The sequence below is a fragment of the Pseudomonas sp. PS01303 genome (assembly GCF_029959385.1).
Lineage (GTDB): Bacteria > Pseudomonadota > Gammaproteobacteria > Pseudomonadales > Pseudomonadaceae > Aquipseudomonas > Aquipseudomonas rustica.
This window is the reverse complement of sequence record NZ_JASCPK010000014.1, coordinates 38811-51150: the sequence shown is the minus strand read 5'-3', so window position 1 is coordinate 51150 and position 12340 is coordinate 38811. Positions and strand designations below refer to the sequence as shown.

Below are 12340 nucleotides of genomic sequence, written 5' to 3'. Positions count from 1 at the left end.
ATGTGAGTTATTTTAAAACAGCGATTTGGTTGCCAATGGTGGTGTTGCCGGTTTTGCTGTTGCTTGATGCTTTATATTTTTCCAGCCCGCTACGTGGTGGGATGGAACAGTTCGTCCTTATATACGTTCTTGGTTTCGGGCTGGTGGCCTATGTGTTATTCGCGGTCTTTTCTACTCGTTTGATTTCTAGGAGAACTGAGCTTGAAGTCGTACGTCTTGCTTGGTGGGCTCCTGTAGTTTTTATCCCGTTTTATGGAGTGCCTTGGGTTGTTTATGGCATCGGATGTTTGGCGTTTGGCAGGCTAGCTGGTCTGGGTATGATGTTTTTGTGGTTAACTTATATTCCCTATGTTTTAGTGGTTGGCGCATTTTTTTCAGTTGTTACGGTTGTTGCTTTTAAAGTCTTGAGTAAGTTTTTACTGTTTTCCGAGAAGCGTTAGAGATGCTTGTGATAAGCCCTGTTATGTGGCGTATCAAAACAGGTGGCTGTTCCAAATGGTAGTAAGCTCGTGATTTGGAAATCGAGAAAGGTGAAATGATGAGTGCAGCTCTATTATATTTTTCAAATGATGAAGTATGTAGGCGCAAGCTCATGAAGCTGTCTGTCGCAATTCTTGCTGTGGCTTTGTTTTCACTGACAAACGTGTTTCCTAATGCGCTCATGATGTTGATGGATGGTGTTAACTTCATCCCGTCTGAATCCTCCATTTTTTCATTCAAGCCTTATGAGATAAATGAGGGGTCGTCGAATTACTGGATCTATGGCGAGGATGGTAAGAACTATTACTACTTCTCCTACGAGCCCGCAGCGCCTTACGTATTCATTCGTAAATCCAATGCATGTCCGTCATTTGATCGGCTTGACCATGCCACGTGGTGCGCCGCAGAAGGCGGCGGTCAAAAATGAACCGGCATTTCGGTGGCGGAGCGTTTTTTTTATGAGTTCATTTTTCAGGCAGGTACCCCGTGTCCTTTAACCACTACTACCAAAGCGAACTCACCGCACTGCGCCAACTCGGTCGCCGTTTCGCCGAGCGTAGTCCGGCGCTGGCACCGTATCTGGGGCAGGCCGGGCGGGATCCGGACGTGGAGCGGTTGCTCGAAGGCTTTGCGTTTCTCACCGGGCGTTTGCGCCAGAAGCTCGACGACGAGTTGCCGGAGCTCAGCCATTCGCTGATGCAATTGCTCTGGCCGAACTACATGCGCCCGCTGCCGGCGTTCAGCATTTTGCAGTTCGATCCGCTCAAGCGTTCGGGCCCTGCGCTGGTGGTCGAGCGTGATACGCCGGTGGAGAGCAAGCCGATCGAAGACGTGCGCTGCCGCTTCCGCACTTGCTACCCGACCGAGGTGTTGCCGCTGGATCTCGCGGCGCTGAATTACTCGGTGAAGGGCGACGGCTCGCTGCTGAGTCTGCGTCTGGAAATGAGCGCCGACGGCCACCTCGGTGAGCTTGAACTGAGCAAACTGCGTCTGCACTTTGCCGGCGAGCGTTACATCAGCCAGATGTTGTACCTGAGCCTGCTGCGCAACCTCGAAGGCATCGAGCTGATCCCGCTCGACGGCGCCGGCAAGCCGATCGATGGCGTCAGCGGCAAGCCGATGGCGTTCAAGATTCCCGGTGACCGGGTCACCCCGGTGGGCTTTGCCGAAGAAGAAGCGTTGATCCCGTATCCGCTGAACACCTTCCGTGGCTATCGCTACCTGCAGGAATACTTCGCCTTTCAGGACAAATTCCTCTTCGTCGACGTCAACGGTCTGGACATCCTCAACGCACTGCCGCAGGACACCCTCAAGCAGATGCGCGGTCTGGAATTGCGCTTCGACATTCGCAAGAGCGGCATCCTGCGCATGCGCCCGACACTGGATAACGTGAAGCTGTTTTGCACGCCGATCGCCAACCTGTTTGCCCACGATGCGTTGCCGATTCGTCTCGACGGCAAGCAGGACGAATACCTGCTGCTGCCGGCGGAATACGATCTGGAAAACTGCGGTGTGTTCTCGGTGGAAACCGTGACGGGATGGAAGCCCGGCGGCCTCGGTTATCAGGAATACGTGCCGTTCGAATCCTTCGAGCACGACCCGAGTTTCGACGTGCCCAACAGCCGTCCGCATTACAGCATTCGCCAGCGCTCTTCCTTGCTGCACGACGGCCTCGACACTTATTTGAGCTTCGGCATTCGCCACACCGAAGCCCACGAAACCCTGTCGATCGAGCTGATCTGCACCAACCAGAATCTGCCGCGCAAGCTCAAGCTCGGCGACATCTGTGTGGCCTGCGAAGAGACGCCGGAGTTCCTCAGTTTCCGCAACATCACCCCGGCCACGTCGAGCTTCGCGCCGCCGCTGAACCGAGACTTCCTGTGGAAGCTGATCAGCAACATGTCGCTTAACTATTTGTCGCTGGCCGACGTCAATGCGTTGAAGGTGATTCTGGAAACCTACGACTTGCCGCGCTACTACGACCAGCACGCAGAGAAGGTCAGCAAACGCCTGCTCGGCGGCCTGAAGAATATCAAGCACCACCACGTCGATCGCTTGCACCGTGGCTTGCCGGTACGCGGCTTGCGCACCGAGCTGACCATCGACCCCGAAGGGTATATCGGCGAGGGCGATCTGTTCGTCTTCGCTTCGGTTCTTAACGAGTTTTTCGCGCTTTACGCCAGTCTCAATTCATTCCACGAGCTGCGAGTAAAAAGCACACAGGGAGAGGTGTACCAATGGACACCACGTATGGGCCTGCAGCCCCTGCTTTAAGCGGGCTCACCAAGGCGATACGCGAGTACTCGCTGTTTCAGGCAGTGCTGCTGGTGATCGATCGGCTGCGCGAGGCACACCCGTACCTGAGCGAAGACGATTTGTACGATCAGCTGGAATTCCAGGCCAATCCGAGCCTGGGTTTTCCCGGCAGCGACGTCGATCGCGTGGAGTTTTTCGAAGAGCACGGGCAGATGCGCGCGCGCATGCGTTTCAACCTGATCGGCCTGGTCGGTTCCGGTTCGCCGCTGCCGGCGTTCTATGGCGAACAGGCGCTGGGCGATAGCGAAGACGGCAACCCGACGCGCAACTTCCTCGACCTGTTCCACCATCGCCTGCAACGGCTGATGCTGCCGATCTGGCGCAAATACCGCTACCGCGCAAGCTTCCAGAGCGGCGCGCTCGATCCGTTTTCGGCGCAGCTGTTTGCGCTGATCGGCCTCGGTGGCGAAGAGATCCGCAAAGCTAAAGAACTCAACTGGAAACGCCTGCTGCCGTACCTCGGTTTGCTCAGTCTGCGCGCGCACTCGGCGGCGCTGATCGAAGCCGTGTTGCGTTACTACTTCAAGCACGAAGACCTGGTCATCGAGCAGTGCATCGAGCGCCGCGTCGAGATTCTCGAAGAACAGCGCAATCGTTTGGGCCGCGCCAACAGCCTGCTCGGCGAAGACCTGGTGCTCGGCGAGCACGTGCGCGACCGCAGCGGCAAATTCCGCATTCACATCACCGAACTCGACTGGCAGCGATTCCATGAATTCCTGCCGATCGGTTTCGGCTACCAGCCGCTCTGCGCGCTGGTGCGGTTCACCCTGCGTGACCCGCTCGATTACGACATCCGCCTGGTGCTGCGCCAGGAAGAAATCCGCGAACTGCGCATCGGTGAGCAGAACGCCTGTCGCCTCGGTTGGACCAGTTGGCTGGGCCGCGAAAAAGCGGACGGCGTGGTGACCCTGGGCAGCAAAATTCATTAAGGACGTGAGCCATGATCAACGTAGACCTGCAACAACTCATCCAGGCGCTGGACGCCGAAACCCGTCGTGATCTGGAGCGTTCGGCCGAGCGTTGCGTCGCCCGTGGCGGCAGCAAAATCCTCGTCGAAGACTTGATGCTCGGCCTGCTCGAACGTCCGAACGGCTTGCTCGCCCGCGCGTTGCAAGACGCCGATGTCGACGCCGGTGAACTCAGCGCGGCGCTGCAATCGCGCGTCGAGCACAGCGCCTCGCGCAACCCGGTGTTCGCCCCGGAACTGGTGCAGTGGCTGCAAGATGCGTTGCTGGTGGCCAACCTCGAACTCGGTCAGACCCAGGTTGAAGACGCCGCGCTGATCCTCGCGCTGCTGCGCAACCCGATGCGTTACGCCGGCAGCCGTTATCAGCCGCTGCTCGCCAAACTGAACATTGATCGCCTGAAGGAATTTGCCCTGTCGCAACAGGAGCAACCGGCGGCCAACGGCAAACCGGCGGCGCAGGGCGAATCACTGTTGCAGCGCTTCACCCACAACCTGACCCAACAGGCCCGTGACGGCAAACTCGACCCGGTGCTGTGCCGTGACGGCGCGATTCGGCAGATGGTCGACATCCTCGCCCGTCGCCGCAAGAACAACCCGATCGTCGTTGGTGAGGCCGGTGTCGGCAAGACCGCCATCGTCGAAGGTCTGGCCTCGCGCATCGCCGCCGGTGAAGTGCCGCAAGTGCTCAAAGGCGTCGAACTGCTGTCGCTGGACATGGGCCTGCTGCAGGCCGGCGCCAGCGTCAAAGGTGAATTCGAACGTCGTCTCAAGGGCGTGATCGACGAAGTCAAAGCTTCGCCAAAACCGATCATTCTGTTTATTGACGAAGCCCACACGCTGATCGGCGCGGGCGGCAACGCTGGCGGTTCCGACGCCGCCAACCTGCTGAAACCGGCACTGGCCCGTGGCGAACTGCGCACCATCGCCGCCACCACGTGGGCCGAGTACAAGAAATACTTCGAGAAAGACCCGGCGCTGGCCCGTCGTTTCCAACCGGTGCAATTACACGAACCGACCGTCAGCGAAGCGGTGACCATCCTCCGTGGTCTGGCCCAGGTTTACGAGAAAAGCCACGGTATCTATCTGCGTGATGATGCGGTGGTCTCGGCGGCGGAATTGTCCGCACGTTACCTGGCCGGTCGGCAACTGCCGGACAAAGCCGTTGATGTCCTCGACACCGCTTGCGCCCGCGTGCGCATCAGCCTCGCCGCCGCTCCGGAAAGTCTTGAGCGCCTGCGTGGCGAACTGGCTGAAGGTGGTCGTCAGCGTCAGGCCCTGCGCCGTGACGCCGAGGCCGGTCTGCTGATCGATCACGAAGCGCTGGAGGCTTTGGAAGCACGTCTCGACGAAGCCGAAGACGAAATGGTCGCGCTGGAAACCCTGTGGACTGAACAGAAAACCCTGGCCGAGCGCCTGCTCGATCTGCGTCAGCAACTGGCCAAGGCCCGCGAAGCCGCCGCCGTTGAACCGGTGCTCAGCGTTGAAGAAGACGCCGAAGGCACCGTCATCGAAACCCTCGCCGCCGAGGTCGAAGAAGGCCAGAGCGTCGAAGCGCTGGAAGCGCAGCTCAACGAAACCCACAGCGCGTTGACTGCCGCCCAGGTCAAAGAACGTCTGGTCAGTTTCGAAGTGTGCCCGCGTCTGGTCGCCGAAGTGATCAGCGCCTGGACTGGCGTGCCGTTGGCGCAACTGGCTCGCGAGCACAACGCCAAAGTCGCCAGTTTCGCCACCGATCTGCGCACGCGCATTCGCGGTCAGGAACAAGCCGTGCACGCACTGGATCGCTCGATGCGCGCCACCGCTGCCGGCCTGAACAAACCTGATGCGCCAGTCGGCGTGTTCCTGCTGGTCGGCCCGAGCGGCGTCGGTAAAACCGAGACCGCGCTGGCCCTCGCTGATCTGCTGTACGGCGGCGACCGTTTCATCACCACCATCAACATGTCCGAGTTCCAGGAGAAGCACACCGTCTCGCGCCTGATCGGCGCACCGCCAGGCTACGTCGGTTACGGCGAGGGCGGCATGCTCACCGAAGCCGTGCGGCAGAAACCGTACTCGGTGGTGTTGCTCGATGAAGTCGAGAAGGCTGATCCGGACGTGCTCAACCTGTTCTACCAAATCTTCGACAAAGGCGTGGCCAACGACGGCGAGGGTCGCGAGATCGACTTCCGCAACACGTTGATCCTGATGACCTCGAACCTCGGCAGCGATCGCATCAGCGACCTTTGCGAAAACGGCGCGCGGCCAACCGCTGAAGTGCTCGAAGAAACCATTCGCCCGGTGCTCAGCAAGCATTTCAAACCGGCGCTGCTGGCGCGGATGAAAGTGGTGCCGTACTACCCGGTCGGCGGCCCGGTATTGCGCGAGCTGATCGAGATCAAACTCGGTCGTCTCGGCGAGCGCCTCAACCGTCGTCAGCTGGATTTCAGCTGGTGCCAGAACCTTGTCGATCACTTGTCCGAGCGCTGCACGCAAAGCGACAGCGGCGCGCGCCTGATCGATCATCTGCTCGATCAACACGTGCTGCCGCTGGTGGCCGATCGTCTGCTCGACGCCATGGCCACCGGTGAAAGCCTGAAGCGCGTGCACGCCACGCTCGACGGCGAAGCCAGTGTGACGTGCGAGTTCGCCTGAGGTGGGCGTGATGTTCACTCAAGTGCCGCAGCCGCTGGTGTATGCCGAAGCGTTGCTGGCGCAGTTCGCCAGTCTGTCGCGCGCGGCGGACGGTGCTGCGCTGCTGGGTGACTTCGTGCGCGGCTTGGCCGAGTTGAGCGGTTGCGAACTGGCGCAGTTGTATCTGCTCGACGCCACCCACACCTGCCTGGGAATGAACGCCGAATGCCTCGACGGCGCCCTGCAACCGCGTGAAGCGGCGAGCCTGCCGGCGGATTACAACGGTGAGCAACTGCTGCAATTCGCTCTGTGCCAGAACCGCGTGGTGTGCCTCGACGACTTGAGCGGCAGCCTGCACGAAACCAGTTTTCTGCCGGCGGTGGCCTCGCCGTGGCAGTCGCTGTTGTGCGTGCCGCTGGTCAATCAGCACAAGGCTGTCGAAGGCTTGCTGCTCTGCGCCAGCCGCCGTCGCACCGACCTGCAAGGCTTCGCCGATTCGCTCGGTCAGCTCGGCTCGTTCGTGCTCGGCCAACTGCATTTGCTCCAGCGTCTGCGTCAGCCTCGCGATGTGTCGGCGCCGGTGGCGCGCAGCGTGCCGAGCATCAGCGGTTACGGCTTGATTGGCAAAAGCACCGCGATGCGCCAGACCTACTCGCTGATCGGCAAAGTCCTGCACAGCCCGTACACCGTGCTGTTGCGCGGCGAAACCGGCACCGGCAAGGAAGTCGTCGCGCGGGCGATTCACGATTGCGGGCCGCGTCGCTCGCAGGCGTTCATCGTGCAGAACTGCGCGGCGTTCCCTGAAAACCTGCTGGAAAGCGAGCTGTTCGGCTATCGCAAGGGTGCCTTCACCGGTGCTGATCGCGACCGCGCCGGGCTGTTCGACGCGGCCAATGGCGGCACGCTGTTGCTCGATGAAATCGGTGATATGCCGCTGTCGCTGCAATCGAAATTACTGCGCGTGTTGCAGGAAGGCGAGATTCGTCCGCTGGGCTCCAACGACACGCACAAGATCGACGTGCGCATCATCGCCGCGACCCACCGTGATCTGTCGGTGCTGGTCAGCGAAGGCAAATTCCGCGAGGACTTGTACTACCGCCTCGCGCAATTTCCGATTGTGCTGCCGGCGTTGCGTCAGCGCGAAGGCGACATCCTCGACCTGGCGCGGCATTTCGCCGAAAAGGCCTGCGCCTATTTGCAGCGAGATCCGGTGCGTTGGTCGGACGCGGCGTTGGAGCATCTGGCGGGTTACACCTTCCCCGGCAACGTCCGCGAACTGAAAGCGCTGGTCGAACGCGCGGTGCTGTTGTGCGAGGGCGGCGAGTTGCTGGCCGAGCATTTCTCCCTGCGCATGGAGCCGATGCCCGAAGACAACAGCAGCCTGAATCTGCGTGAACGCCTGGAGCAAGTCGAGCGCACGCTATTGCTCAACTGCCTGCGCAAAAACGACGGCAACCAGACCCTCGCCGCCCGCGAACTGGGCCTGCCCCGCCGCACGCTGCTATACCGCCTCGGCCGCCTGAATATCAATTTGGGTGACTTCGATGGTTGAGCAGAAAGTGATCGCCTTGTCCCGCACTCCCACGGCCAATGAATTCCTTGAGGCTGTTGATTCCCCTGTGGCGAGGGGATTTATCCCCGATCGGCTGCGCAGCAGCCGCAGTCCGGTAGATACGGCCTCACTGAAAGACCGCGCTGGCAGGTTTTGGGGGCGCTGCGCACCCCATCGGGGACAAGTCCCCTCACCACAGGGGATCAACATTCCTCCCAAAAGTGGCTGGAGGCTGCGATCTAGAGCCTCCCAAACCAACAAATTCGCTAATAACGGCGCCGCCCGCAAGGGCCGGCGCTTTGTGCTTTGTCTACCCCTGGAGACCCTCTGATGTCTGTTCGTCACTGGCACGCTGTCCTGCTGACCCTCGTCGTTCTATGCGGCCTTGGCGGCTGTAGCGGCAACTACAAATTCAACGACAACGACTATCGCCCGCTGGGTGATCCGCAAGCGGCCAATCGCGGTAAGTGATTGCAAGGAGCAGCAAACATGGAATTGGTTTTCGAAATGCTGAACACCAAGCAATTCGTGCCCACGGAGTTGTGCCAGAAGACCTTCAAACAGGCCGGCGGCGTGATCGGGCGGGGCGAGGATTGCGACTGGATCATCCCTGACCGCAAGCGTCACCTGTCCAATCACCACGCGATTGTCAGCTACCGCGAAGGCTCGTTTTTCCTGACCGACAGCAGCAGTAACGGCATTCAGGACGGCGGCAGCGGCGCGCGTCTGCACAAGGGCGAACCGGTGCGCATCGAGCACGGCAGCACCTACGTGCTCGGCGACTTCGAGATTCGTGCGCGACTGGTGCGTGACCCGGCCACGTTCGACGGCGAAGCCGGCCGTCCGCGCGCGGCGGGCAGCATCATTCCCGACGACGCGTTTCTCGACCTCGACCCGCTCAATGCCATCGAACAGCAAGAGCGCGTGTACTCGGAAATCGACGAATTGCTGGCGCCGACCGCCAAACCCGAGGATTCCCGTCAGCGCGCCGACTACGCGCGCATCGACATGGAAAGCCTGATGGTGCCGGAGCTGATCGCCGCTCCCGTCGAGCCTGAACCCGCGCCGGCGCCGAAGCCTGTTGAACGGCAAAGCGAAGGTTTCTGGGAGCACTTCGGCGCCGCGCTGGGTGTCGACGTCAAAAGCCTCAACCACGACGAACGCGAAGCGCTGGCACTGAATGCCGCGCGTTTGCTGCGTCAGAGCGTCGGCGGTTTACAACAGAGCCTGCGCACCCGCTCGGAGCTGAAAAACGAGCTGCGTCTGGCGCAGACCATCGTCCAGGGCACCAACAAGAACCCGCTGAAATTCGCCGTCGATCCGAGCGAAGCGCTGGAGATTCTGTTGCAGCCAAGCAAGCCCGGTCATCTGCCGGCCGAGCAAGCGATCTCCCGCGCGTTCCGTGATCTACAGGCGCATCAAGTGGCGCTGCTGACCGCCAGCCGCGCCGCCGTACGCGGCACGCTGGAGCACTTCTCGCCGGAGCAATTGACCCTGCGTTTCGAGCGCGACAACAAGCCGCTGATCGCAACATCGGGTGGGCGCTGGAGAGCGTTCGGCCGTTATCACCAGGCACTGCGTCAGGACGATGACTGGAGCGAGCGCCTGTTGGCCCGCGACTTCGCTCAGGCCTACGAAGAACAGATCCGCCTGATTTCCACCCTCCACACCGACCACCAAGGATGATGCGCATGTCTCGCCGCTCGACCGCTTTTTTCCAGACGCTGACTGCGCTCACTTTGCTGGCGTTGCTCGCCGGTTGCTCGTCGCTATCGCCGTACTCGAACGTGACCAAGGTCAATCTGAAACTGACCGGCAGCGATCAGTTGAACCCCGATCTCAACGGCCGTCCTTCGCCGATCGTGGTGCGCCTGTTCGAACTCAAACACCCGGTGACCTTCGAAAACGCTGACTTCTTCAGCCTCTACGAGCGCGCCAAGGAATCCCTCAACCCGGATCTGGTGGCCACCGAAGAACTCGAACTGCGCCCGGGTGAAACCGTCGAGTTGAAGCTCAGCGTCGAGGAGGGCAGCCGCTATGTGGGCGTGCTCGCCGCTTACCGCGATCTGCCGGAAACCGAGTGGCGCTACACCGTGCAGGTCACCCCGCAGGAACTTACCGAGGCTGATCTGACCCTCGATCAGACGGGTATCCGCAACAGCCAAGAAACGCTCGCCAAGGCGGATAACTGATCATGAATACCCATAAAGTCATTTGGCAGGAAGGCATGCTGCTGCGGCCGCAGCACTTCCAGCACAACGATCGCTATTACGATCACCAGATGAAAACCCGCACCCAGTTGCTGGGCAGTTACACCTGGGGTTTCCTCAATCTGGAGATCGACCTGCAGTTCCTCAACATGGGCAAACTGGTGGTCAGCCAGGCCTCGGGGATTCTTCCGGACGGCAGCCTGTTCGAGCTCGGTGGCAACACCGAACCGCTGGCGCTGGACGTACCGCCGAACACCGGCAACACGCCGATTTATCTGGCGCTGCCGCTGGTCACCGGTAACCACATCGAGGCGCGCCGTCCGGAGCAGTCCGACGTGCTCGCACGCTTCACCGCGTACGACGCTGAAGTGGCTGACTCCAACGCCGGCGACGATTCCGCCAGCCAGGTCAGCTGCGGTCGCCCGGATTTCAAACTGATGCTCGGCGAGCAGCAGAGCGATCAGGCCTACGTAAAACTGAAAATCTGCGACGTGCTCGACACCACGCCCGACGGCGTGATCAGCCTCGATCCGGATTTCGTGCCGACCTACATTCAGGCTCACGCGTCCAGCTATCTGCTGTCGTGCCTGAAAGAAGTCATCAGCATGCTCAACCACCGTGGCGACACGATTGCCGAGCGGATTCGCTCCAACGGCAAGGTCGGCGGCGCTGAGGTTGGCGACTTCATGATGCTGCAACTGATCAACCGCACCGAGCTGCTGCTGCGTCACTACCTCGGTCTGGAGCAAGTGCACCCGGAAGAGTTGTACCGCACGCTGCTGACCATGCTCGGCGATCTGGCGACGTTCTCCGGCGAGAGCAAACGCCCGCGTCTGGACAGCCGTTATTCCCACGCCGATCAGGGCGGCAGCTTCCGCAAACTGATGGAAGCGATTCGTCAGGTGCTGTCGATGGTGCTCGAACAGCACGCCATCGAACTGATCCTGCAAGCGCGTCAGTACGGGATCATCGTTTCGCCGTTGCACGACCACAAACTGCTCGGCACCGCGTCGTTCGTGCTGGCAGCGAGTGCCAACTGCGATTCCGAAGAACTGCGCCACCGCTTGCCGGCGCACCTCAAGGTCGGCCCGGTGGAGCGCATCCGCCAACTGGTCAACCTGCATTTGCCGGGGATCAAGGTCAAACCGTTGCCGGTGGCCCCGCGGCAGATCGCGTTCCACTCCAACAAAACCTATTTCATTCTCGAACTCAGTTCCGAAGACCTGGCACAACTGGAGCGCTCCGGCGGTTTCGCGTTCCACGTGTCCGGCGAATTCGCCGAGCTTGAACTGAAATTCTGGGCCATCAGGAACTGACCGACATGATCAAGGACATGGAACACAACCAGGACGACAAAACCGTCCTGCTCGACCGTCAGGGCCACGGCCCGGCGTCGAGTCCGCTGACCGACTTCGCCGCGCCACCGCGCTTCGAACAACTGGAAGAACGGATGATCTACGCCGCGCGCCTGCGCCCGGCGGAGTCGTTCAATATCAGCCTCAATTCGCTGGTGGCCGCGTCCTCCGATTTGCTCTCGGAAGTGGTGCGCCTCAAGCACAGCGAAAGCCGCGAAGACTTGTACGCGCTCAATGAGCGCCTGACCGCCGGGCTCAAGCTGTTTGAAGTACGCGCCCTGCACAACGGCGCCGAAAGCAGCCAGGTGATGGCCGCGCGCTACGTGCTCTGCACCGTGGTCGACGAAGCCGTCGTGACCACGCCGTGGGGCAACGAAAGCGAGTGGTCGCAGATGAGCCTGCTCAGCAGCTTCCACAACGAAACCTTCGGCGGTGAGAAGTTTTTCCAGCTGCTTGATCGGCTGTCGAAAAACCCGGTCAAACACCTGCCGATGCTTGAGCTGATGTACCTGTGCCTGTCCCTCGGTTTCGAGGGCAAGTACCGCGTACAGGCACGCGGCATGCTCGAACTCGAAGGCATCCGCGACGCCTTGTACCGTCAGATTCGTCAGTTGCGTGGCGACGTGCCGCGCGAGTTGTCGCCGCACTGGGAAGGCCTCAACGATCAGCGCCGCAGTCTGGTGCGCATCGTGCCGGCGTGGATGGTGGTGTTGTTCACGCTGGTCTGTCTGGTGGTGATGTATTCGGGCTTCGCCTGGGTTCTGGGCGAGCAGCGCGACACCGTTCTGCAACCTTATCAGCCGCTTGATCCGGCCGCGGTGCAACCGCAGTCGCAGCCGTAAACAGGGAC

General features: G+C 60.7%; 11 protein-coding genes. All 11 read left to right on the top strand.

Going from position 1 to position 12340, the window contains the following annotated elements; all coding sequences use genetic code 11:
- The first annotated feature begins 2 nt into the window (after window positions 1-2).
- On the top strand, window positions 3-440 hold the full coding sequence (locus QMX93_RS07380) for a hypothetical protein (RefSeq protein WP_212550336.1): 438 nt from the start codon (window positions 3-5) through the stop codon (window positions 438-440).
- 152 nt (window positions 441-592) lie between these two features.
- Window positions 593-907 (top strand): hypothetical protein, encoded by a 315-nt coding sequence (locus tag QMX93_RS07375; RefSeq protein ID WP_212545363.1) that lies wholly within the window; start codon window positions 593-595, stop codon window positions 905-907.
- Between the two features lie 59 nt (window positions 908-966).
- Window positions 967-2754, top strand: a complete 1788-nt coding sequence (gene tssF, locus QMX93_RS07370) for a type VI secretion system baseplate subunit TssF (protein WP_053125099.1) — start codon at window positions 967-969, stop codon at window positions 2752-2754.
- Window positions 2718-3725 carry a type VI secretion system baseplate subunit TssG gene (tssG, locus tag QMX93_RS07365; RefSeq protein ID WP_053125097.1) on the top strand — a complete coding sequence of 336 codons (1008 nt, stop codon included), beginning with the start codon at window positions 2718-2720 and terminating at the stop codon, window positions 3723-3725. The genes tssF and tssG overlap by 37 nt, the downstream gene beginning before the upstream one ends.
- An 11-nt stretch (window positions 3726-3736) precedes the next feature.
- The gene (gene tssH, locus QMX93_RS07360; protein WP_282354143.1) at window positions 3737-6394 is read left to right on the top strand and encodes a type VI secretion system ATPase TssH; all 2658 of its coding nucleotides are present in this window, start codon (window positions 3737-3739) and stop codon (window positions 6392-6394) included.
- Window positions 6395-6404: 10 nt separating this feature from the next.
- Window positions 6405-7925: a sigma 54-interacting transcriptional regulator gene (locus QMX93_RS07355; RefSeq protein ID WP_053125093.1), complete on the top strand. Its 1521-nt coding sequence runs from the start codon at window positions 6405-6407 to the stop codon at window positions 7923-7925.
- A 330-nt stretch (window positions 7926-8255) separates the two neighbouring features.
- On the top strand, window positions 8256-8396 hold the full coding sequence (locus QMX93_RS07350; RefSeq protein ID WP_053125091.1) for a hypothetical protein: 141 nt from the start codon (window positions 8256-8258) through the stop codon (window positions 8394-8396).
- 18 nt (window positions 8397-8414) lie between these two features.
- Entirely contained in the window at window positions 8415-9611 is a 1197-nt protein-coding gene (gene tagH, locus QMX93_RS07345) for a type VI secretion system-associated FHA domain protein TagH (RefSeq protein ID WP_212545361.1), read from the top strand.
- A gap of 5 nt (window positions 9612-9616) precedes the next feature.
- Window positions 9617-10117 (top strand): type VI secretion system lipoprotein TssJ, encoded by a 501-nt coding sequence (gene tssJ, locus QMX93_RS07340; RefSeq protein ID WP_053125087.1) that lies wholly within the window; start codon window positions 9617-9619, stop codon window positions 10115-10117.
- A gap of 2 nt (window positions 10118-10119) precedes the next feature.
- Complete coding sequence (gene tssK, locus QMX93_RS07335) at window positions 10120-11451, top strand: type VI secretion system baseplate subunit TssK (protein ID WP_212545360.1); 1332 nt, start codon at window positions 10120-10122, stop codon at window positions 11449-11451.
- 5 nt (window positions 11452-11456) lie between these two features.
- Window positions 11457-12332: a type IVB secretion system protein IcmH/DotU gene (gene icmH / locus QMX93_RS07330; protein ID WP_053125083.1), complete on the top strand. Its 876-nt coding sequence runs from the start codon at window positions 11457-11459 to the stop codon at window positions 12330-12332.
- The last annotated feature ends 8 nt before the right edge of the window (window positions 12333-12340 follow it).